A 21040-nucleotide genomic window follows, 5' to 3' on the forward strand; every position below is an offset into this window, starting at 1 on the left:
TTTGCCCCCAGTAACGAAGGAACCTCGGTGTGTATACGCCGGTTCCCGCCAAGGGTGCGGAAGCCGCGTGACCCCGGTCACTTCTGCCGGGCAAATCGGACACCATCTTTGTGCACGCGTTCACAAAGACATAGCCTGCTGTCGACGGGGCGGTCCGGGGACGTATGACCGCCCACAGCCCCGCTCTACCCGCAGGAGCACCGTGGCAACTGGCCGAACACACCGACCGGCGACCCGTAGCCGAGGGATTCCCGAGGCCACCGTCGCCAGGCTTCCGCTGTACCTCCGAGCCCTGACGGCACTGTCCGAGCGCTCGGTACCCACGGTCTCCTCCGAGGAACTGGCCGCGGCGGCGGGGGTCAACTCCGCCAAGCTGCGCAAGGACTTCTCCTACCTGGGTTCCTACGGAACGCGCGGTGTCGGCTACGACGTGGAGTACCTCGTCTACCAGATCTCCCGCGAGCTCGGCCTGACCCAGGACTGGCCCGTCGTGATCGTCGGTATCGGCAACCTCGGCGCCGCGCTGGCCAATTACGGCGGGTTCGCCTCCCGCGGCTTCCGGGTGGCCGCGCTGATCGACGCCGACCCGGGCATGGCCGGGAAGCCCGTCGCCGGCATCCCGGTCCAGCACACGGACGAGCTGGAAAAGATCATCAAGGACAACGGGGTGTCCATCGGCGTCATCGCCACCCCCGCCGGTGCCGCCCAGCCGGTCTGCGACCGGCTCGTGGCCGCCGGGGTCACCTCCATCCTGAACTTCGCGCCGACCGTGCTGGCCGTCCCGGACGGGGTCGACGTGCGCAAGGTCGACCTCTCCATCGAGCTGCAGATCCTCGCGTTCCACGAGCAGCGCAAGGCCGGCGAGGAGACCGCGGCCGGGACCGGCGCCCTGCCCGCCGCCGCTCCCCGCGGCACGGCCGCCGACGACTCCACCGACCAGGGACCAGACGGGGACGTACCCGCCGTGATGCCGGCATGAGCCTTCTCGTCGTCGGACTCAGCCACCGCAGTGCCCCGGTCAGCGTGCTGGAGCGGGCCGCGCTGACCGCGGACGCCCAGACCAAGCTGCTGCAGGACACGGTCGCCGCCGAGCCCGCCACCGAGGCCGCGGTGCTCGCCACCTGCAACCGCATCGAGCTCTACGCCGACGTGGACAAGTTCCACGCCGGTGTCGCCGAACTGTCCACCCTGCTGGCGCAGCACAGCGGCGTCGGCCTGGAGGAGCTCACCCCCTACCTCTACGTCCACTACGAGGACCGGGCCGCCCACCATCTGTTCTCGGTGGCCTGCGGGCTGGACTCGATGGTCGTCGGCGAGGGGCAGATCCTCGGCCAGATCAAGGACTCCCTGGCCCGGGCGCAGGACCTGCACACCGCGGGACGGCTGCTGAACGACCTGTTCCAGCAGGGCCTGCGGGTCGGCAAGCGCGCCCACTCCGAGACCGGGATCGACCGCGCCGGGCAGTCCCTGGTCACCTTCGGCCTGGAGCAGCTGGCCGTCGGCACGGACGTCGGTGTCTGGGCCGAGGGCAAGAAGGCGCTGGTCATCGGTGCCGGGTCGATGTCGTCGCTGGCCGCGGCCACGCTCGCGCGGGCCGGGGTCGCCGAGATCGTCGTCGCCAACCGCACCGTCGAGCGCGCCGAGCGGCTCGCCCAGATCCTCACCGAGGGCGACGACACCGCCGTGGCCGCCCGTGCGGTGACCATGGACGCGGTGCCGGGTGAGCTGACACGTGCCGACGTCGTCGTCTCCTGTACCGGGGCGACGGGTCTGGTGCTCACGGCGGAGGCGGTCGCCCAGGCGGTCGAGGGCCGCACCGGACGGCCCGCCGCCGAGCTCGCCGACAGGGCCCCCGCGCCCACGCACGGCAAGGCCCCGCTGACCGCCGGCGCCGACGAGAACTGCCCGCTGGACCTGGCCGCCGCGCAGCCCGGTTTCTCCGTCATGGGGGAGGCGGCCGTGGCAGGCATGGACGCGGCCACTCTGGAGCAGCACGCGGCCTGGGTCGCCGGCGGCACCGTCGACCGCCGGGAACGCCGTACGCCCGAGTCGGACGCCGAGCTGATCACCGCGCTCGCCGCGACCGCCGCCACCGTCGGCCGCATCCCCGAGCGCCGCAAGCCCGAACCGGCCGCGGGGATCCCGCGTCCGGCGCCCTCCTTCTTCCTCCTCGACCTGGCCATGCCCCGCGACATCGACGCGGCCGTGCACCGGCTGGCCGGGGTGCGCCTGGTCGACATCGAGTCGCTGGCCGAGGCGTCCGCGGACGCGCCGATGGCGACCGACGTGGACCAGGTCCGGCGTATCGTCTCCGACGAGGTCGCGGCCTTCGGGGCGGCCCAGCGGGCGGCGCACATCACGCCGACCGTGGTCGCACTGCGCACCATGGCCGCCGACGTCGTCGCCGGTGAGATCGCACGGCTCGACGGCCGCCTGCCCGACCTGGACGAACGCCAGCGCGGGGAGATCCGGCAGGCCGTGCACCGCGTCGTCGACAAACTGCTGCACGCGCCGACCGTACGGATCAAGCAGCTCGCGGCCGAGCCCGGCGGCGCCGGGTACGCGGACGCGCTGCGCACCTTGTTCGACCTCGACCCCGAGACGGTCGCCTCCGTCTCCCGGGCCGTGGACAGCACAGACAAGAAGGACCGACCGGCATGACTGACAAGGCACTGAGACTGGGGACCAGGCGCAGCAAGCTCGCCATGGCCCAGTCCGGGCAGGTGGCGGAGGCCGTCCGCCGGGTGACCGGCCGGCCCGTCGAGCTGGTCGAGATCACCACGTACGGCGATGTCTCCCGCGAGGCGCTGGCGCAGATCGGCGGCACGGGCGTCTTCGTCACGGCGCTGCGTGACGCGCTGCTCAGGGGCGAGGTCGACTTCGCGGTTCATTCGCTCAAGGACCTCCCGACCACCCAGCCCGAAGAACTCGCCCTGGCCGCCGTGCCGCTGCGCGAGGACCCGCGGGACGTGATCGTCGCCCGGGACGCGCTCAAGTTCACCGACCTGCCGCGGGGCGCCCGCGTCGGCACGGGTTCGCCGCGCCGGATGGCGCAGCTGAACGCGTACGCCCGTGCCCACGCGCTGGACATCGAGACGGTCGCGATCCGCGGCAACGTGGACACGCGCATCCGGTACGTCCGCGACGGCGAACTGGACGCGGTCGTGCTGGCCGCCGCCGGACTGAACCGGATAGGCCGGATCGACGAGGTGACCGACTTCCTGTCGGTCGACACGGTTTTGCCCGCCCCCGGCCAGGGGGCACTGGCGATCGAGTGTGCCGCGGACAACGCGGACCTGATCGCGGCGCTCGGCGAGCTCGACGACCCGTTCACCCGGGTCGCCGTGACCGCCGAACGGTCCCTGCTCGCCGCCCTGGAGGCCGGATGCAGCGCCCCTGTGGGCGCGCTGGCCGACCTTCTGAGCGACGGGCAGATTGTCAAGGAAATGCGCCTGCGCGGCGTCGTCGGCACGACCGACGGCACCCGCACGGTGCAGCTGTCCACCACCGGTCCCGTGCCCCAGACGCACGAGCAGGCGATGGCACTCGGTCGCGAACTCGCCACCGAGATGCTCGCCCAGGGCGCGGCCGGTCTGATGGGGGAGCGAGCACAGTGAGCCCCACCACCCTTCCCGCCGGCCTCGAACACGGGCACGTCACCTTCCTCGGTGCCGGACCCGGGGATCCGGGACTGCTGACTCTGCGCGCCGTGGAGGCGCTGTCGAACGCGGACGTCCTGGTCGCCGAGCACGAGGTGCTCGACGTCATCCGGACGCACGCCCGGCAGGGCGTCTCCGTCGTGAGGACGGACGCCGACCCCTCCTCGGTCTCGCCGCCGGGCACGGGCACGCCGCAGCTCACGGTCGTTGACGGCACGTCAACCGCCGCCGCTGCCCCGGCCCCTGCCCGGGATGCCGCTCATCTTGTCATGGAGGCTGCGCGGGGCGGCAGGCGGGTCGTCCGTGCGGTGTCCGGGGACCCGGGACTTGATACGTACGCGGCCGAGGAAATGCTCGCCTGCGTCGCCGCCGGTGTGCCCTTCGAGGTCGTGCCCGGTGTGGCGGCGGCGGTCGGCGTGCCCGCGTACGCCGGTGTGCCGCTGCGCGACGCGCAGGGCGCGGACGTCCGGTTCGTGGACGCCCGTACCGCCTCCGACCGCTGCTGGACGGAGGTGGGCGCCTCGGACGGCACGGTGGTCGTCTCGACGACGCTGGACGCGGTGGCCGCCGCGGCCGGCGAGCTGGTCTCGGCGGGCCGCAAGCCGGACACCCCGCTGACGGTCACGGTCGCCGGTACGACGACCCGCCAGCGCACCTGGACGGCGACGCTCGGCACGATCGCGCAGACGCTGAAGCAGGCGAAGGTGCTGCCGTCGCCGGACGGCGGCCGGCCGGTGATAGCCGTGGTCGGCGAGCGTTCCGCCGCCGCCCAGCGCGACCAGCTGTCGTGGTTCGAGTCCAAGCCGCTGTTCGGCTGGAAGGTGCTCGTGCCGCGCACGAAGGAACAGGCGGCCTCGCTCTCCGACCAGCTGCGGTCCTACGGCGCCGTGCCGCACGAGGTCCCCACGATCGCGGTGGAGCCGCCGCGCACGCCCCAGCAGATGGAGCGGGCGGTCAAGGGCCTGGTCACGGGGCGCTACGAGTGGATCGCCTTCACGTCGGTCAACGCGGTGAAGGCGGTCCGGGAGAAGTTCGAGGAGTACGGCCTTGACGCTCGGGCTTTTGCGGGTATCAAGGTGGCTGCGGTCGGTGAGCAGACGGCGAAGGCGCTGATCGCCTTCGGCGTCAAGCCGGACCTGGTGCCGAGCGGGGAGCAGTCCGCCGCGGGTCTGCTGGAGGACTGGCCGCCGTACGACCCGGTGTTCGACCCGATCGACCGTGTCTTCCTGCCGCGTGCCGACATCGCCACCGAGACCCTGGTGGCCGGCCTGATCGAGCTGGGCTGGGAGGTCGACGACGTGACCGCCTACCGGACGGTCCGCGCGTCGCCGCCGCCGGCGGACACCCGCGAGGCGATCAAGGGCGGCGGCTTCGACGCGGTCCTCTTCACGTCCTCGTCCACGGTCCGGAACCTGGTCGGCATCGCGGGCAAGCCGCACAACGTGACGGTGATCGCCTGCATCGGCCCGGCCACCGCCAAGACCGCCGAGGAGCACGGCCTGCGGGTCGACGTGATGGCTCCCGAGCCGTCGGTGCACAAGCTGGCGGAGGCGCTGGCCGACTTCGGCAGGAAGCGCCGGGCGGCCGCGCTGGAGGCGGGCGACCCCGTCACCCGGCCCAGCGAGCGACGGCCGGGAGCGCGCAGGCGCCGGTCGACGACGTGAGCGCCGGGCGGCCGTGAGGCCCTGAGGCGATGAGGAGGCGGGACGTGTCGTGAAGGCGCGTCCCGCCTTTCGCCGTCCGCCCCCGGCGCCTCCCGGGGCGAGTTGTGTGCATGCCATGATCGGGCGCATGCGCGAGTACGCCGTGTACGCGGAGATCGTCTACTGGCGGCGGAGCCTGTGGAACGGGGCGCGCTGCGTGCCCGTGGTGCTGAGCCGGTTCCCCGGTGAGCTGCGGGCCGAGGACCGGGACGGGCAGGTCGTCGTCCAGGGCGATCCCCGGGAGGTGGAGGGCCGGTTCACCCGGCTCGGGACCCTGCTGATCACCGTCCGCGGGAAGCGGTACGCCCTGGTCGGGCGGGGCGGTGGCATGTCTCCGGTGCCGAGTCCCGAGCAGCGGGCCGCGGTGAGCGCCTTCGGGGCCTCGTCGCCCGCGGCCGGGGGAGCGGTCGACCAGGTCCTCAACGCCGGCGCCGGCGCGCGGATGCGCGCCTGGCACGCCCGGCTCGGCGGGGCCGGCGCCCGGCTGTGGTGAGCCGCCCCGCGGCGGCCGTGCGCCGACGCCGCGTCGGCAAAGGCGCGCCCCGCGCGGGCGTAGCGTAGAAGGCATGACGAAGTACGGATCCTTTCCCGGTACGCGTCCCCGGCGGCTGCGGACCTCGCCCGTCATGCGGCGGATGGTCGCCGAGACGCGACTGCACCCCGCCGACTTCATCCTCCCGGCGTTCGTCCGGGAGGGCGTCTCCGAGCCGGTGCCGATCTCGGCGATGCCCGGTGTCGTGCAGCACACCCGGGACAGCCTGAAGAAGGCCGCGCTGGAGGCCGTCGAGGCCGGGGTCTCCGGGATCATGCTGTTCGGCGTGCCGGAGGAGAGCAAGAAGGACGGTCAGGGCACCGTCGGCACCGACCCGGACGGGATCCTCCAGGTCGCGTTGCGCGACGTGCGGGCCGAGGTCGGCGACGACCTGCTCGTGATGTCGGACCTGTGCCTGGACGAGTTCACCGACCACGGGCACTGCGGGGTGCTGGACGCCGAGGGCCGGGTCGACAACGACGCCACCCTGGAGCGGTACGCCGAGATGGCCCAGGTGCAGGCCGACGCCGGAGCCCATGTCGTGGGCCCCAGCGGGATGATGGACGGCCAGATCGGCGTGGTCCGCGACGCGCTCGACCAGATCGGCCGCGAGGACGTCGCCATCCTCGCCTACACCGCCAAGTACTCCTCCGCCTTCTACGGCCCCTTCCGCGAGGCCGTCGGCTCCTCGCTCCAGGGCGATCGCAAGACCTACCAGCAGGACCCGGCCAACTGGCGCGAGTCCCTGCGGGAGCTGGAGCTGGACCTCGCCGAGGGCGCCGACATGGTGATGGTCAAGCCGGCCGGACCGTACCTGGACATCGTCGCCCGGGTCGCGGACGCCGTGGACGTGCCGGTCGCCGCCTACCAGATCTCCGGTGAGTACTCGATGATCGAGGCCGCCGCCGAGAAGGGCTGGATCGACCGCGACCGCGCCATCTTCGAGACCCTGACCGGTATCAAGCGGGCCGGGGCGCGGAACATCCTCACCTACTGGGCCACCGAGGCGGCCCAGAAGCTGCGCTGACCCACCGGCGGAGACGGCGGCCCAGCGCCGCCGTACGGGCGGTGTCCGGATCCCGGAATTATCGGTGTATTCGACACGCAACTCCCTATGCTCCGGACGGAGACGATCCACCGAGCCGAGGAGAGCCGCGCCATGACCGTCACCGAGCCGGCACCGCCCACCGCGCCCGTCCCGCCGCTCGCCGAGCGCGCCCGCAGTGTGGGCGGTTCGCCCGTGCGGGACATCCTCGCGGTCACCGCCCGCCCCGAGGTCATCAACTTCGCCGGCGGCCTCCCGGCACCGGAACTCTTCGACCGGGAGGGCATAGCCGCCGCGTTCCGGGACGTGCTGGCCGAGGCCCCGGCCCGGGCGCTGCAGTACTCCACCACCGAGGGCGAGCCGGCGCTCCGGGCCGCGCTGGCCTCCCGGATCACCGCCCAGGGGCTGCCCACCGCGCCCGACGACCTCCTGATCACCACGGGGTCCCAGCAGGCCCTGTCCCTGCTGGCGACCGCGCTGCTCGAACCCGGCGACACCGTCCTGGTCGAAGACCCCTGCTATCTCGCGGCACTTCAGGTGTTCGGCCTGGCCGGCGCCCGGGTGGTGGCCGTGCCCGGCGACGAGGACGGAGTGGATCCCGAGGCCCTGGCGGAGGCCGTCCGCCGCGAGCGCCCGAAGCTCCTCTACCTCGTCCCCACCTTCCAGAACCCCACCGGCCGGACGATGCCCGCGCCGCGCCGCGAGGCGATCGCCGCCGTGGCCGCCCGGCAGGGCGTGTGGATCGTCGAGGACGACCCCTACGGCGAACTCCGTTACGACGGCGAGCGCGTGCCCTGGATCGCGTCGTTCCCCGGCGCCGCGGACCGGACCGTCCTGCTCGGTTCGTTCTCCAAGGTGATGGCCCCCGGCCTGCGCCTGGGCTGGCTGCGCGCCCCCGCCGGGCTGCGCCGGGCGTGCGCGGTCGCCAAGCAGGCGGCCGACCTGCACACGCCCACCCTCAACCAGCTCGCCGCCTGCCGCTACCTGGGCGTGCTCGACGCCCATGTGGAGCGGGTGCGGGCCGTGTACGGCGCCCGCCGGGACGCCATGCTGGCGGGCCTTCCCGGTGCCCTGCCGGCCGGTTCGCGGTGGAGCCGGCCCGAGGGCGGCATGTTTCTCTGGGCGCGCCTGCCGGAGGCCTACGACACGGTCGCGCTGCTGCCGCGGGTGGTGGAGCAGCACGTCGCCTACGTCCCCGGCGCTCCCTTCTACGCCGGGGAACCCGACCGCTCCACCCTCCGGCTCTGCTTCGTCACACAGACGCCGGAGGAGATCGCGGAGGGGCTGCGCAGGCTGGGCCGGGGTCTCAGCGGCTGAGGGCGCGGGCGGGCGTCAGTCCCACCAGAAGGTCCAGGTGTGGCTGCCGACGAGGTCCTTGGCGTAGGCGCGCAGCGGGTCCGGCCCGTCCTCCAGAGCGGTGTCCGGGCAGAACGCGAAGTGCTCCGCCGCCACGGCCTCGGCGGCCTCCCGGGTGGTCGGCGGAGCGGCGACGGAGACGATCAGGGTGTCCGGGCCGAGGGCCACGACCCGTATGCCGAACCGGTCCTCCCAGGAACGCAGCACCGCGCAGATACGCGCCACGTCCGCCTCGTAGTTGACCGGGCCGGTCCAGCCGACGGCCGCGGGGATGTCGGCGGACCGGCGCGCGGGGACCAGGGCGAGGTGCGCCTCCTCGATCTCGGCGTCCCGGCCGCTCTTCAGCGCGTCGGCGACCTGCGCGGCGCGGGTGTCCGGGTCGGCGGAGAGGGCGCCGGGCGGTGCGAGGCCGGGCCACTGCCGCCCGAACGGGGCGAGGTCCTCGGCGGCTTCGTCGTAGGCCGCCTCCTCCTCCCAGTACTCCGCGAGGACGTCCTCGGCGTCGTGGTCGCCCGGGTAGGACGTCTCGCCGGGCAGGAACACCCAGTCCTGGAGGCTGCCCGAGGAATCGCTCAGGTCCACGAGCACCGGCAGCAGACCGATGCGGGACGCCGGGGCGCCGAGGGCCTTCCAGGTCCCCGGCGCGGCCGGCTTCTCCGCGTACCACAGCAGCGGTTCGTGCCACGGCCCGTCCTGAGCCAGGTCGAACAGCCTGCCGGGCGGCAGTTGCAGCCCCAGGGAACGCCCGCTGGGGTCGGTGGCCAGCCGGGGCAGCGGATTGGGAAGAGTCGCCATGCCGCCGACTGTAAACGCCCCCACTGACAACGCCGTTGGCGCCTCCGCGACGGCATCCCGGGCGGCCGTGGTGGTGCTCCACGGCCCCCGGAGGCCGCGCGTCAGAGCTTCTCGGGGGTCCTGATGCCCAGCAGGGCCATGCCCCGGTGCAGGGTGCGGGCGGTGAGGTCGACCAGGAAGAGGCGGTTCTCCACCTGCTCCGCGGTGTCGGCCTTCAGGACCGGGCACTGGTCGTAGAAGGTCGTCAGCAGCGACGCCAGCTGGTACAGGTACGCGGCCAGCTTGTGCGGCTCGTAGTCCGCCGCGACCTCCAGGACCGTCTCCGCGAACTGGTCCAGGTGCAGGCCGAGAGCGCGCTCCGCGGGGGCCAGTTCCAGCTCCGGGTGGGCGGCCGGGCGGGCCTCGCCCGCCTTGCGCAGGATGGACTGGACGCGAGCGTACGCGTACTGGAGGTAGACGGACGTGTCGCCGTTCAGCGAGACCATCTGGTCCAGGTCGAACTTGTAGTCCCGGACCGCGGAGGTCGACAGGTCCGCGTACTTCACCGCGCCGATACCGACGTAGCGGCCGTTCTCGGTGATCTCCCGCTCCGTCAGACCGACCTTCTCGGCCTTCTCGCGGACGACGGCGGTGGCCCGCTCGACGGCCTCGTCCAGCAGGTCCTGGAGCTTGACCGTCTCACCGGCACGCGTCTTGAACGGCTTGCCGTCCTTGCCGAGGACCGTGCCGAAGGCCAGCTGGTGCGCCTTGACGTCGTCGTTCAGCCAGCCGGCCCGGCGGGCGGTCTCGAAGACCATCTTGAAGTGCAGGGCCTGCCGGGCGTCCACCACGTACAGCAGCGTGCTCGCCTTCAGGTTGAAGACGCGGTCGCGGATCGCGGACAGGTCGGTGGCCGCGTAGCCGTAACCGCCGTCCGACTTCTGCACGATCAGCGGCACCGGCTTGCCGTCGGGGCCCTTGACGTCCTCGAAGAACACGCACAGCGCGCCCTCGGAGCGGACGGCGACACCCGACTCCTCCAGCATCCGGCAGGTGTCGGCCAGCATGTCGTTGTAACCGGACTCGCCGACGATGTCGGGGTCCTGGATCTCCATGTCCAGCTTCTCGAAGACGGAAAAGAAGTAGATCTTCGACTCGTCCACGAACTTCTGCCACATGGCGAGCGTCTGCGGGTCGCCGGCCTGGAGGTCCACCACCCGGCGGCGGGCGCGCGTCTTGAACTCCTCGTCGGAGTCGAACTTCCCCCGCGCGGCCTTGTAGAGGCGGTCGAGGTTCGACATCGCCTCCTCGCCGGTCACCCGGGCGTCCTTGTGGTCCAGCTCGTGCGGGTGCTCGTCCAGGTACTGGATGAGCATGCCGAACTGGGTGCCCCAGTCGCCGATGTGGTGGCGGCGCACCACGTTCTCGCCGGTGAACTCCAGCAGCTGCACCACCGCGTCGCCGATCACCGCCGACCGCAGGTGGCCGACGTGCATCTCCTTGGCCACGTTCGGCTGCGCGTAGTCGATCACCGTCGTGCCGGGGTGCCCGGCGTACGGCACGCCGAGGCGGCCGGTCTCGTCCGCGTACCGCGCGGCGAGGTTCTCGGTGATCGCCTTGTCCGCGATCGTGATGTTGAGGAAGCCGGGGCCGGAGACCTCGACGTCCTTGATCACGTCGCCCGCCACCACCTGGGAGACGACCTGGGTCGCCAGCTCCCGGGGGTTGGCCTTCGCCTTCTTGGCCAGCGCCAGGATGCCGTTGGCCTGGAAGTCGGCCCGGTCGCTTCGTCGCAGCAGCGGGTCCGCGCCGGCGGCCTCCGGCAGGGTGGCCGAGAGGGCGGACGCGAGGTGCTGCTGGACGGAATCGCTGAGGGACGTGACCGAGGCCATAGGAATGGGTGCCGTTCTCCTCGTGGGGTGGATATACCCGGTCAGTATCCCACGGCGGGTAAAGCCGTTTTCGCGGGCGCAAGCCCGTCTGTGAGAATGGAGTGTCACCCCGTTCAGAAAGAAGGACGTGCCGATCGTGGCTCAGAGCACCGAGACCACCGACTGGGTCTCCCGTTTCGCGGATGAGGTCATCGAGGAGTCGGAGCGTCGGGCCCCGGGCAAACCGGTCGTCGTCGCGTCCGGCCTCTCCCCGTCCGGGCCCATCCACCTCGGCAACCTGCGTGAGGTCATGACCCCGCACCTGGTCGCCGACGAGATCCGCCGCCGCGGCCACCAGGTCCGGCATCTCATCTCCTGGGACGACTACGACCGGTACCGCAAGGTCCCGGCCGGTGTCGCGGGCATCGACGACTCCTGGGCCGAGCACATCGGCAAGCCGCTGACCTCGGTGCCGGCGCCCGAGGGCTCCGCGTACCCGAACTGGGCCGAGCACTTCAAGGCCGTGATGGTGCAGGCGCTGGCCGAACTGGGCGTCGAGTTCGACGGGATCAGCCAGACCGAGCAGTACACCTCGGGCGTCTACCGCGAGCAGGTTCTGCACGCCATGCGGCACCGCGGCGACATCGACGCGATCCTCGCCCAGTACCGCACGAAGAAGGCCCCGAAGAAGCAGCAGCAGAAGGCCGTGGACGACGCCGAGCTGGAGGCCGAGGAGGGCTCGGGCGCCGCGGCCGAGGACGACGGCAGCTCCGGCTCCGCCGGGTACTTCCCGTACAAGCCGTACTGCGGCGGCTGCGGGAAGGACCTGACCACGGTCACCTCGTACGACGACGAGACCACCGAGCTGGCGTACACCTGCTCCGCGTGCGGCTTCGCGGAGACCGTCCGGCTCAGCGAGTTCAACCGCGGCAAGCTGGTCTGGAAGGTCGACTGGCCGATGCGGTGGGCGTACGAGGGCGTGATCTTCGAGCCGAGCGGGGTCGACCACTCCTCGCCCGGGTCGTCGTTCCAGGTCGGCGGGCAGATCGTCGGCATCTTCGGCGGCAAGCAGCCGATCGGCCCGATGTACGCCTTCGTCGGCATCTCCGGCATGGCGAAGATGTCGTCCTCGCGCGGTGGCGTGCCCACCCCCGCGGACGCGCTCACGATCATGGAGCCGCAGATCCTGCGGTGGCTGTACGCGCGCCGGCGGCCCAACCAGTCCTTCAAGATCGCCTTCGATCAGGAGATCCAGCGGCTCTACGACGAGTGGGACAAGCTCGCGGCCAAGGTCGCCGACGGTTCCGCCCTGCCGGGTGACGTGGCCGCGTACACCCGTGCCGTCGGCACCGCCGCCGGTGAGCTGCCGAAGACGTCGCGTCCGCTGCCGTACCGCACGCTCGCGTCCGTCGCCGACATCACCGCCGGACACGAGGACCAGGCCCTGCGCATCCTCTCCGAACTGGACCCGGAGCAGCCGCTCGGCTCCCTGGACGAGGTCCGGCCGCGCTACGACCGCGCCGAGGCGTGGATCAACACCCACGTCTCCGCCGACCAGCGGACCATCGTGCGCGACGAGCCCGACGCCGAGCTGCTGAAGTCCCTCGACGAGGCGTCCCAGCAGTCCGTGCGGCTGCTGCTCGACGGGCTCGCCGAGCACTGGTCGCTGGACGGGCTCACCCACCTGGTCTACGGCGTGCCCAAGGTGCAGGCCGGGTTCGCCGCCGACGCCACGCCCAAGGAGCTGCCGCCGGAGATCAAGACGGCCCAGCGGACCTTCTTCGCCCTGCTCTACCACCTGCTGGTGGGGCGGGACACCGGGCCCCGGCTGCCCACGCTGCTTCTGGCGGTCGGGCAGGACCGGGTGCGCGAGCTGCTCGGGCAGTAGGCGGACAGCAGGCGGCGATCGGAAGGGGCCCTCCACCAGGGAGGGCCCCTTCCGTCTGTCCTGTCGCCGCTGTTCTGTCTCCCGTGCCCGGACGCACGCCCTCAGGCGATGTGGTCCTCCTGGAGTTCCGCGGTGTGGCGGTTGGCGAAGCGGTTGACCATCCGTTCGGCCTCGCCCTTCGGCAACGCCATGCCGAAGGTCGCCTCGACGTCGTCCTTGAACTGGGCGGGGGTCGGGTAGCTGCCGTCGATCGACTTGCGGAAGACCAGGTAGAAGTCCTCCTCGGTCGGCTCCGGCTCCGGAGTGCCGCCGCCCTCGCCGAGCTCCCGGGTGCGGTGGGCGGTCACCGGGATCGGGAAGCTGCCGGTCTCCTCCGGGGAGGGCTGCTGGAACCGCTCCGGAACCTGCTCCTCGTACCAGTCCTCGTACTGCTCCTCGGGCTCGTACAGCGCCTCGGGGGGCGGTTCGTAGGCGGGGTCGTAGCCGCCGTGGTACTCGATCTCGCGCTGGGACTGGAACCAGGGGCTCTGCTCGTCCACCGGCGGCTCGGGGCGCTGCTGACCGGGAGCCCCCGCCTGCCGCGGTATCGGCACCCCGGCGCCGTCGCGGGCGCCCGCGCCCGCGGGGCCGTCCACGGCCGCGTCGGCCGCCACGAGCTGCGGCTGCCGCGTGACCACCGGCAGCACCGCCGGTTCGATGCCCGCCGCCAGCAGGCCCGCCGGGGCCGTCTCCGCCAGCGGGACCCCGTAGCGGGCCAGCCGCAGCGGCATCAGCGACTCCACCGGAGCCTTGCGGCGCCAGGCGCGGCCGAAGCGGGAGCGCAGCCGCGCCTGGTAGACGAGCCGCTCCTGCTCCAGCTTGATCACCTGGTCGTAGGAGCGCAGCTCCCACAGCTTCATGCGGCGCCACAGGAGGAAGGTGGGGACCGGCGAGAGCAGCCAGCGGGTGATGCGGACGCCCTCCATGTGCTTGTCGGCCGTGATGTCCGCGATCCGGCCGATGGCGTGGCGGGCCGCCTCGACGGCGACCACGAAGAGCACCGGGATCACCGCGTGCATGCCCACGCCCAGCGGGTCCGGCCAGGCGGCGGCTCCGTTGAAGGCGATCGTCGCCGCCGTCAGGAGCCAGGCCGTCTGACGCAGGAGCGGGAACGGGATGCGGATCCAGGTCAGGAGCAGGTCGAGGGCGAGGAGGACGCAGATGCCCGCGTCGATGCCGATCGGGAACACATACGAGAAGTTCCCGAAGCCCTTCTTGATGGCCAGCTCACGGACGGCCGCGTACGAACCGGCGAAGCCGATACCGGCGATGATCAACGCACCGGACACGACAACGCCGATGAGAACGCGGTGCATCCGAGTCAGCTGTGGCGCTGCCACTCGTACTCCCCTCCCATTGCGTGTTGTTGCGCGCAACAGAGTGGCACACGTGTGCGGTGAACGTGGTGCCGGTCAGCCCTTACGGGCCCTCCGCTCAGTTCTTCGCGGCGGACGACTTGGACGCGGACGCGCCGGCGGAAGGCGCCTTGGACGCGGACTTCGACGGCGAAGCCGACGCGGACTTCGACGCGGCCTTGGAGGGGGACGCCGAGCCCTTCGAGTCCGAACTCTGCCCGGAACCTTCACCGTTGGTCTTCGAGACGGACGCGACCACCTCCCTGAGCGCCTTCTCCGCGGCCTTCGTCAGGTCGCCGGCGGCCGGGGTCTTCTCACCGGCGAGACCGGCGCCGTTGTAGTCGAGGGTGACGACGACGTTCTCGACGCGGGCCACGACCGTCTGCTGCTTGAAGAGGCCTTCCTTCTTCTTCAGGTCGTAGCGCACCGTCGTCGCCTCCGCGCCCGTGCCGGACAGGGGGGTGGCCTTGACGTCCTTCGCGCCGTCCACACCCTGGGCGTCCCGGACCTGCCGGCTGTAGTACGTGTGCGCCTGCGCGTCGCCGGAGCCCCGGGCGGTGTCGGAGTCGAAGCGGAGCAGGGAGACGTTCAGCCAGCGGAACTGGGAGCCCTTGACGCCGTTGTTGTCCAGGCTGTTCCAGGCACAGGAGGCCCGGGTCGACGGGTCGTCCGAATTGCCCTTCTTGGCGGAGTCCGAGCCCTTCGGCACCAGATCGCCCAGCGTCTTCTTCGTCAGCACCGCGCACGCGTCCGGGAGCTTCTTGTAGGCCGCGGCCTGCACCGTCGGGGAGGCGCTGGCGGACGGCTTCGCGGAGCCGCCCGCGGACTGCTGGGCGGACGCCTCGTCACCGCCCTTGGCCTTGGAGTCGCCCGAGTCCGAGGAGCAGGCGGCGGTGATCAGAACCGCGGGGACGGCTGCCGCGCAGACAAGAGCACGGCGAAGGCGCTTGGCTCGCTGGTCAGTCTGGACACGGACGTCTCGCTGTGCTGCTCGCTGCATGGTTCCTTCACTCGTGACGCTCGGTGTTCGTGCGGGTTCCTGCGGGGCCCCACGGTACGCGGTGAGGGAGCTGTGCGGTTTGCGTTCGACTGCTTCGCGGACGGGCCGGGGTGGTTCCGCGAAGGCCGTCAACCGCCCAGTTCGTCGTCCAGTTGGGAGGCCAGCTCAAGGGCTCTGTCCTGCATTTCCTTGCTCTCGGGGACCGTTCCGGTGGCGGTCGGCTGCTCCTCGTACTGGATGGTGACGACGACGTTGGACGTGCGGAACACCACAGTCACCGTCCGCTGTCCGGCCGTCGAGCCGGACGGCTTGAGCCGGTCGTCGAGATACCCCTGGTCGCCGAGATCGGTCAGGACACGCGGCTGCAGGTCGTCCGGCGGGGCGCCGGCGGCGGACCCGGAGGCCCCGGACGCCGGGGTGGAGGGGGAGTCCGACGGGCTCGCCCCGCCGCTGTGGGAGGCCGTGGGGGTCGGGGTGCCGGCCGGGGACTGCGTCGTCGCCGAGCCGCTGCTCTGCTCGGGCAGGTCGGCGGCCGTCTCCTTGTCCTGGTACAGCGTCTTCGCCTGGTCCGCGTCGCTGACCGAGTTGTCGTACGACACCACCCGCTCGAAGTCGACCGACAGACGGTCGGTGGCGTCGGCGGACTCCACCTTCCAGCCGCACCCGACCTTGCGGTTGGTGTCGTAGGTGAGCGTGGCCTGGCCCTGGTAGGCCTTGTCGCGCTGGGAGGGGTCGGTGATCTGCTTGATGCCGGGCAGCAGCGAGTCGAGGCCGTCGTGGTCGATCGCGCCGCAGGGCTCGGGCAGGCTGCGGTACTTGCCCGGCTGGGCCGTGACCGTCGCCGTGCCGGCATCGCCCGGGTTGGCGTCGTCCGTCGGGCTCTCGTCCCCGGATCCGCTCGTGCAGCCGGCCAGCAGCACCGCGAGAAGAGCGGCGGTGCCGGGTAGGTACGCCTTGCGCTGCACGGTCGGGCTCCTCTCGACGGTGTGCGACACGGCGATGGCCGGTCGCTCGGTGCTCAGTGTCCCCGCTGGTTATTCGCTTGCCGCGGCGGGGCGCCCCCTGGAGACAATGTGTATCGCACGCACCGCGGTGGACGCCGGTCCCCTGTCCCTTTCCTGGACCTTGGCGCCGCTTTTGCGTTTTGTTGCTTCTAAGCCTTTTGTTGTCTTTGTCGGGGGAATGAGGAACGTATGTCGTACGTGGAGATGCCGGGCGCGAAGGTCCCGATCCGGATGTGGACGGACCCCGCGACGGTCGAGGACGTGGCCCTGCGCCAGCTCCAGAACGTGGCGACCCTGCCGTGGATCAAAGGTCTGGCCGTGATGCCGGACGTCCACTACGGCAAGGGCGCGACGGTCGGCTCGGTCATCGCGATGCAGGGCGCCGTGTGCCCGGCCGCGGTGGGCGTGGACATCGGCTGCGGGATGTCGGCGGTGCGGACGTCGCTGACGGCGAACGACCTGCCGGGCGACCTGTCCCGGCTGCGGTCGAAGATCGAGCAGGCGATTCCGGTGGGGCGGGGGATGCACGAGGATCCCACCGACCCCGGGCAGTTCCATGGTCTGGCGACCGCCGGGTGGGACGACTTCTGGAAGCGGTTCGACGGGATCGCCGATGCGGTCAAGTTCCGTCAGGAACGTGCCACGAAGCAGATGGGGACGCTCGGGTCCGGTAACCACTTCGTCGAGGTGTGCACCGACACCGACGGCGCCGTGTGGCTGATGCTGCACTCCGGTTCCCGGAACATCGGCAAGGAACTCGCCGAGCACCACATCGGCGTGGCCCAGAAGCTCCCGCACAACCAGGGCCTGGTCGACCGCGACCTCGCGGTCTTCGTCGCGGACACCCCGCAGATGGCCGCCTACCGCAACGACCTGTTCTGGGCGCAGGAGTACGCCAGGTACAACCGCACGCTCATGATGGCGCTCCTGAAGGACGTCGTCCGCAAGGAGTTCAAGAAGGCGAAGCCGACCTTCGAGCCGGAGATCTCCTGCCACCACAACTACGTGGCGGAGGAGCGGTACGAGGGCATGGACCTGCTCGTGACCCGCAAGGGCGCGATCCGGGCCGGCTCCGGGGACTACGGGATCATCCCGGGCTCGATGGGCACGGGTTCGTACATCGTGAAGGGCCTCGGGAACGAGCGGTCCTTCAACTCGGCCTCGCACGGGGCCGGTCGGCGGATGAGCCGCAACGCGGCCAAGCGGCGCTTCTCGACGAAGGACCTGGAGGACCAGACCCGGGGCGTGGAGTGCCGCAAGGACTCCGGCGTCGTGGACGAGATCCCGGGCGCTTACAAGTCCATCGACCAGGTGATCGACCAGCAGCGGGACCTGGTCGAGGTGGTGGCCAAGCTGAAGCAGGTCGTCTGCGTCAAGGGCTGACGAAGAAGGCCCACGAGGAAGGCCCCCGGCCGGTGCCGGGGGCCTTCCTCGTGCGGTCGGGGCTCACTTCGCGTGGCGCACGGCGTAGATCATGACGAAGGCCACGAAGTGGATGCCGAACAAGAAGTAGGCGAGGAAGTACCAGACCTGGCGTTCGTCCTTCGTCTCCTGGGCCAGGCGGCGCTTCTCGAAGGAGTCCTCGTCCGCCATCACCGCTCCCGGTGGACCTTGGTGTTGGAGGCCTGGGCGCGCGGGCGCACGACCAGCAGGTCGACGTTGACGTGGCTGGGGCGGGTGACCGCCCAGGTGATCGTCTCGGCCACGTCGTCCGCGCTGAGGGGCTCGGCGACGCCCTCGTACACCTTCGCCGCCTTCTCCTCGTCGCCGCCGAAGCGGGTGAGGGCGAACTCGTCGGTCCGGACCATGCCGGGGGCGATCTCGACGACCCGGACCGGCCGGCCGACGATCTCCAGGCGGAGGGTCTCGGCGAGGACGTGGGCGCCGTGCTTGGCGGCCACGTAGCCGCCGCCGCCCTCGTAGGTGCCGTGGCCGGCGGTGGAGGAGACCACGACGACCACGCCGTCGCCGCTCGCGTCCAGCTTGGGGAGCAGGGCCTGGGTGAGGTTCAGGGTGCCGAGGACGTTGGTCTCGTACATCGTGCGCCAGTCGGCCGGGTCGCCGGTGGCCACCGGGTCCGCGCCGAGCGCGCCGCCCGCGTTGTTGACCAGCACGCCGACCGTCTTGAAGGCGCCGGCGAACTCGTCCACGGCCGCGCGGTCCGTCACGTCCAGCTGGTAGGCGACCGCCGAGTGCCCGGCCCGGGTCAGCTCCTCGGCCAGGGCCTCGATGCGGTCCTTGCGGCGGGCGGTGAGCACGACGCGGTAGCCGGCCTCGGCGAGCTGCCGGGCCGTGGCGGCACCGATGCCGCTGCTCGCACCGGTGACGACGGCGATGCGGGAGGCGGCGGACGGGGCGGCGGTGGCCATGAGCTGCTCCTGGGGGAGAGGAATCGGCGTCGGTGGTAGGCGCTTTCGTCCAGCCTAGGCGAGGCTCAGCCGCTGTTCCTCGGCGCCCACATGATCACGGCCATGCCCGCGAGGCAGATCAGCGCACCGGTGATGTCCCAGCGGTCGGGGCGGAAGCCGTCGGCGACCACGCCCCACAGGATCGAGCCGGCCACGAAGATCCCGCCGTAGGCGGCGAGGATCCGGCCGAAGTGGGCGTCCGGCTGGAAGGTGGCGACGAAGCCGTACGCGCCCAGGGACAGCACGCCCCCGGCGATCCACAGCCAGCCGCGGTGCTCGCGCACGCCCTGCCAGACCAGCCAGGCGCCGCCGATCTCGAACAGCGCGGCGACGACGAACAGGGCGGCGGAGCGGAGGATCGGCATGGGTGCAGCTTCGCACGCGGGGGGCGTGTCACCTGTTGGAGGGCGCCTGGTCTGCCGCGCGCGTGGCATACATCCGTACGGCGGCCGGAACGGCGGCGTGCGGTGGTGAGGAGTGGTGAGGCATGCGGATGCGGACGTGGGTGGCGGCCGGGGTGTGCGCGGGCGCCGTCCTGACGCAGGGGAACGCGGTGGCCGCTCCCGTGCCGGAGACCGACCTGTCCTTCCACGGGACGGTGGTGATGAACGGGGACCAGGTGGAGGTGCGGCTGACCCCGCGCAACGACGGGCCCGGGGCGATCACGGACGCCACGGTGCGGCTGCGCTGGTCGGTGCCGCTGGTGGACCCGCAGTCGCTGCCTCCCCGATGCCTGCGTGAGGACGAGCGGACGGTGCTGTGCGCGACCGGGGCGCTGGCCGCCGAGGCGACGGGGGAGCAGCTGCGCGTGCCGGTACGGCTGCGTGAGCTGCCGCCGGAGGTGGAGGTGCGGCTGGAGACCGCGTGGAGCGGGGACGTGGTGGACAAGGACCGGTCGAACGACAGCCTGGCGGTGCTCGTGCTGGCCACGGGGGACACGTACGCCTTCTGAGCCCGCGGGTCAGGCGGGGTTCTGCTCGTCGTAGCGTTCGCGGGCCGTGCGGACCTCGTCGAAGTGGGCCTCGGCCCATTCCTTCACGGCGGTCAGCAGGGCGGCCAGGCCGGCGCCGAGCGGGGTGAGCTCGTAGTCGACGCGGACCGGCACGGACGGGGTGACCGAGCGGGTGACGATGCCGTCCCGCTCCAGGGCGCGCAGGGTCTGCGTGAGCATCTTGGGGCTGACGCCGGCGATCCTGCGGCCGAGGTCGCTGTAGCGCATGGGGCCGGCGGCGAGGGCGGCGACGACGAGGCCGACCCACTTGTCGCTGAGCCGGCCGAGCAGCTGGTTGGTGGGGCAGCTGCGCAGGAAGGCGTCGTAGTCGGCGCGGGCCTGCTCACGCCGCTGGGCGGCGGTCATGGTCGCCATGGGGGCTCTCCTCCGGGTCACCAACGCACTCTCGGGTAACTACTTACCTATGGATAGTAGCTCTCCTACGGTTGGTGCTGCGGCCGGGAAACCGGCCGGAGTTCGGACAACTGGCTTTTTCCCGAGGAGAGTTGACATGCGTGCTGCTGTGGTGAGGACGTTCGGTGGCCCGGAGGCGGCGGAGATCGTCGAGGTCGCGGTGCCGGAGCCGGGGGCGGGCCAGGTGCGGATCAAGGTGGCGGCCGGTGCGGTGAACCCGGTGGACCTGGCGGTGCGCGCCGGTCTGTTCGGTGGCCCGGAGGCGGCGATAGGGCTCGGCTGGGACGTCGCCGGGACGGTGGACGCGGTGGGTGACGGCGCGGCCTGGCAGGTCGGCGACGAGGTGGTCGCGCTGGTGCCGGGGGTGGCCGATCCGCTCGGTGCGCACGCCGACTACGCGGTGGTGGCCGCGGACGCGGTGGCCGGGGCTCCGGCCTCGGTGGACGCGGTGCACGCGGGCACCCTGCCGCTGAACGCGCTGACCGCCGCGCAGGCCCTGGACCTGCTGGATCTCGCGCCGGGGGCGTCGCTGCTGGTGACCGGCGCCGCGGGTGCGGTGGGCGGGTTCGCGGTGCAGCTGGCCGCGCGCCGGGGGATCACGGTGACCGGGCACGCCCGGCCGGGCGACGAGGAGCCGGTGCGTTCGTTCGGTGCCGCGCACTTCACCTCCGGGGGCGTCGAGCCGGCGAGTGCGGACGCGGTGCTGGACGCGGCGGTGCTCGGCCGGCCGGCGCTGGAGTGGGTGCGGGACGGGGGCGTGTACGTCGGCGTCCGCCCCGGTACCCAGCCCGCTCCGGTGCGCGGGGTGCGGACCGACGCCGTCCAGGTGCGCGCGGACGGCGCCCGGCTCGCGGAACTGGTCCGGCTGGTGGACGAGGGGGTGCTGACCCTCCGGGTGGCGGAGACCTACGCCCTGGCCGACACGGCGAAGGCCCACGCCCGCCTGGCCGAGGGCGGCCTGCGCGGCCGGGTGGTGCTGGTGCCCTGAGCCGAGGCGGGCT

20 protein-coding genes are annotated in these 21040 nt (G+C 72.0%); 11 read left to right on the forward strand and 9 right to left on the reverse strand.

Annotated features, from left to right (window positions below; genetic code table 11):
- The first annotated feature begins 202 nt into the window (after positions 1-202).
- From BLW57_RS22030 to BLW57_RS22060, 7 genes are all read left to right on the forward strand, one after another.
- Positions 203-979 carry a redox-sensing transcriptional repressor Rex gene (locus tag BLW57_RS22030; RefSeq protein WP_093476745.1) on the forward strand — a complete coding sequence of 259 codons (777 nt, stop codon included), beginning with the start codon at positions 203-205 and terminating at the stop codon, positions 977-979.
- On the forward strand, positions 976-2661 hold the full coding sequence (locus BLW57_RS22035; protein ID WP_093476747.1) for a glutamyl-tRNA reductase: 1686 nt from the start codon (positions 976-978) through the stop codon (positions 2659-2661). The genes BLW57_RS22030 and BLW57_RS22035 overlap by 4 nt, the downstream gene beginning before the upstream one ends.
- Positions 2658-3617, forward strand: coding sequence for a hydroxymethylbilane synthase (hemC, locus tag BLW57_RS22040; RefSeq protein WP_093476748.1), 960 nt, complete (start codon positions 2658-2660; stop codon positions 3615-3617). The genes BLW57_RS22035 and hemC overlap by 4 nt, the downstream gene beginning before the upstream one ends.
- Positions 3614-5323: a bifunctional uroporphyrinogen-III C-methyltransferase/uroporphyrinogen-III synthase gene (locus BLW57_RS22045; protein ID WP_093476750.1), complete on the forward strand. Its 1710-nt coding sequence runs from the start codon at positions 3614-3616 to the stop codon at positions 5321-5323. The genes hemC and BLW57_RS22045 overlap by 4 nt, the downstream gene beginning before the upstream one ends.
- Positions 5324-5450: 127 nt before the next feature.
- Entirely contained in the window at positions 5451-5855 is a 405-nt protein-coding gene (locus BLW57_RS41480; protein ID WP_093476751.1) for a hypothetical protein, read from the forward strand.
- A gap of 73 nt (positions 5856-5928) precedes the next feature.
- Positions 5929-6921, forward strand: a complete 993-nt coding sequence (hemB, locus tag BLW57_RS22055) for a porphobilinogen synthase (protein ID WP_093476753.1) — start codon at positions 5929-5931, stop codon at positions 6919-6921.
- Between the two features lie 132 nt (positions 6922-7053).
- A complete protein-coding gene (locus tag BLW57_RS22060; RefSeq protein ID WP_093480819.1) occupies positions 7054-8256 on the forward strand; it encodes an aminotransferase-like domain-containing protein in 1203 nt (400 codons plus the stop codon).
- 15 nt (positions 8257-8271) lie between these two features.
- Here BLW57_RS22060 and BLW57_RS22065 read toward each other — a convergent pair whose 3' ends face one another.
- Together BLW57_RS22065 and argS are read right to left on the reverse strand one after the other, a co-directional pair.
- Complete coding sequence (locus BLW57_RS22065; protein ID WP_093476754.1) at positions 8272-9090, reverse strand: DUF4253 domain-containing protein; 819 nt, start codon at positions 9088-9090, stop codon at positions 8272-8274.
- Between the two features lie 101 nt (positions 9091-9191).
- Positions 9192-10961, reverse strand: coding sequence for an arginine--tRNA ligase (gene argS, locus BLW57_RS22070; RefSeq protein ID WP_093476756.1), 1770 nt, complete (start codon positions 10959-10961; stop codon positions 9192-9194).
- A 127-nt stretch (positions 10962-11088) separates the two neighbouring features.
- Here argS and lysS point away from each other — a divergent pair, with 127 nt between their 5' ends.
- A complete protein-coding gene (gene lysS, locus BLW57_RS22075; protein WP_093476758.1) occupies positions 11089-12828 on the forward strand; it encodes a lysine--tRNA ligase in 1740 nt (579 codons plus the stop codon).
- A 101-nt stretch (positions 12829-12929) separates the two neighbouring features.
- Here the strand turns inward: lysS and BLW57_RS22080 are convergent, their stop codons facing one another.
- The 3 genes from BLW57_RS22080 to BLW57_RS22090 form a co-directional block, all read right to left on the reverse strand.
- On the reverse strand, positions 12930-14183 hold the full coding sequence (locus tag BLW57_RS22080) for a DUF2637 domain-containing protein (protein WP_093476759.1): 1254 nt from the start codon (positions 14181-14183) through the stop codon (positions 12930-12932).
- A gap of 118 nt (positions 14184-14301) precedes the next feature.
- The gene (locus tag BLW57_RS22085; protein ID WP_093476761.1) at positions 14302-15222 is read right to left on the reverse strand and encodes a DUF3558 family protein; all 921 of its coding nucleotides are present in this window, start codon (positions 15220-15222) and stop codon (positions 14302-14304) included.
- 128 nt (positions 15223-15350) lie between these two features.
- On the reverse strand, positions 15351-16187 hold the full coding sequence (locus tag BLW57_RS22090) for a hypothetical protein (protein ID WP_093476763.1): 837 nt from the start codon (positions 16185-16187) through the stop codon (positions 15351-15353).
- Between the two features lie 228 nt (positions 16188-16415).
- On the opposite strand from BLW57_RS22090, the gene BLW57_RS22095 reads away from it, so the two are divergent.
- The gene (locus BLW57_RS22095; RefSeq protein WP_093476765.1) at positions 16416-17609 is read left to right on the forward strand and encodes an RtcB family protein; all 1194 of its coding nucleotides are present in this window, start codon (positions 16416-16418) and stop codon (positions 17607-17609) included.
- A 63-nt stretch (positions 17610-17672) separates the two neighbouring features.
- On the opposite strand, the gene BLW57_RS41485 is transcribed toward BLW57_RS22095, so the two are convergent.
- The 3 genes from BLW57_RS41485 to BLW57_RS22105 form a co-directional block, all read right to left on the reverse strand.
- A complete protein-coding gene (locus tag BLW57_RS41485) occupies positions 17673-17819 on the reverse strand; it encodes a hypothetical protein (RefSeq protein ID WP_176985681.1) in 147 nt (48 codons plus the stop codon).
- Entirely contained in the window at positions 17819-18595 is a 777-nt protein-coding gene (locus tag BLW57_RS22100) for an SDR family NAD(P)-dependent oxidoreductase (protein WP_093476767.1), read from the reverse strand. Before BLW57_RS22100 ends, BLW57_RS41485 begins: the two co-directional genes overlap by 1 nt.
- Positions 18596-18660: 65 nt before the next feature.
- On the reverse strand, positions 18661-18999 hold the full coding sequence (locus BLW57_RS22105; protein ID WP_093476769.1) for a YnfA family protein: 339 nt from the start codon (positions 18997-18999) through the stop codon (positions 18661-18663).
- Between the two features lie 122 nt (positions 19000-19121).
- On the opposite strand from BLW57_RS22105, the gene BLW57_RS22110 reads away from it, so the two are divergent.
- A complete protein-coding gene (locus BLW57_RS22110; protein WP_176985682.1) occupies positions 19122-19586 on the forward strand; it encodes a hypothetical protein in 465 nt (154 codons plus the stop codon).
- 9 nt (positions 19587-19595) lie between these two features.
- On the opposite strand, the gene BLW57_RS22115 is transcribed toward BLW57_RS22110, so the two are convergent.
- On the reverse strand, positions 19596-20000 hold the full coding sequence (locus BLW57_RS22115) for a winged helix-turn-helix transcriptional regulator (protein WP_093476770.1): 405 nt from the start codon (positions 19998-20000) through the stop codon (positions 19596-19598).
- A 136-nt stretch (positions 20001-20136) separates the two neighbouring features.
- Between BLW57_RS22115 and BLW57_RS22120 the strand changes: the two genes are divergently transcribed.
- Positions 20137-21027: an NADP-dependent oxidoreductase gene (locus BLW57_RS22120; protein WP_093476772.1), complete on the forward strand. Its 891-nt coding sequence runs from the start codon at positions 20137-20139 to the stop codon at positions 21025-21027.
- The last annotated feature ends 13 nt before the right edge of the window (positions 21028-21040 follow it).

Origin of the sequence: Streptomyces sp. 1222.5, assembly GCF_900105245.1 — a bacterium.
Lineage (GTDB): Bacteria > Actinomycetota > Actinomycetes > Streptomycetales > Streptomycetaceae > Streptomyces > Streptomyces albidocamelliae.

Excerpts from the sequence above, each read along its gene's own strand:
- BLW57_RS22035 (WP_093476747.1), top strand. The coding sequence starts at position 976 with ATGAGCCTTCTCGTCGTCGGACTCAGCCACCGCAGTGCCCCGGTCAGC.
- hemC (WP_093476748.1), top strand. The coding sequence starts at position 2,658 with ATGACTGACAAGGCACTGAGACTGGGGACCAGGCGCAGCAAGCTCGCC.
- BLW57_RS41480 (WP_093476751.1), top strand. The coding sequence starts at position 5,451 with ATGCGCGAGTACGCCGTGTACGCGGAGATCGTCTACTGGCGGCGGAGC.
- hemB (WP_093476753.1), top strand. The coding sequence starts at position 5,929 with ATGACGAAGTACGGATCCTTTCCCGGTACGCGTCCCCGGCGGCTGCGG.
- BLW57_RS22060 (WP_093480819.1), top strand. The coding sequence starts at position 7,054 with ATGACCGTCACCGAGCCGGCACCGCCCACCGCGCCCGTCCCGCCGCTC.
- BLW57_RS22065 (WP_093476754.1), bottom strand. The coding sequence starts at position 9,090 with ATGGCGACTCTTCCCAATCCGCTGCCCCGGCTGGCCACCGACCCCAGC.
- argS (WP_093476756.1), bottom strand. The coding sequence starts at position 10,961 with ATGGCCTCGGTCACGTCCCTCAGCGATTCCGTCCAGCAGCACCTCGCG.
- BLW57_RS22080 (WP_093476759.1), bottom strand. The coding sequence starts at position 14,183 with ATGCACCGCGTTCTCATCGGCGTTGTCGTGTCCGGTGCGTTGATCATC.
- BLW57_RS22085 (WP_093476761.1), bottom strand. The coding sequence starts at position 15,222 with ATGCAGCGAGCAGCACAGCGAGACGTCCGTGTCCAGACTGACCAGCGA.
- BLW57_RS22095 (WP_093476765.1), top strand. The coding sequence starts at position 16,416 with ATGTCGTACGTGGAGATGCCGGGCGCGAAGGTCCCGATCCGGATGTGG.
- BLW57_RS41485 (WP_176985681.1), bottom strand. The coding sequence starts at position 17,819 with ATGGCGGACGAGGACTCCTTCGAGAAGCGCCGCCTGGCCCAGGAGACG.
- BLW57_RS22100 (WP_093476767.1), bottom strand. The coding sequence starts at position 18,595 with ATGGCCACCGCCGCCCCGTCCGCCGCCTCCCGCATCGCCGTCGTCACC.
- BLW57_RS22105 (WP_093476769.1), bottom strand. The coding sequence starts at position 18,999 with ATGCCGATCCTCCGCTCCGCCGCCCTGTTCGTCGTCGCCGCGCTGTTC.
- BLW57_RS22110 (WP_176985682.1), top strand. The coding sequence starts at position 19,122 with ATGCGGATGCGGACGTGGGTGGCGGCCGGGGTGTGCGCGGGCGCCGTC.
- BLW57_RS22115 (WP_093476770.1), bottom strand. The coding sequence starts at position 20,000 with ATGGCGACCATGACCGCCGCCCAGCGGCGTGAGCAGGCCCGCGCCGAC.
- BLW57_RS22120 (WP_093476772.1), top strand. The coding sequence starts at position 20,137 with ATGCGTGCTGCTGTGGTGAGGACGTTCGGTGGCCCGGAGGCGGCGGAG.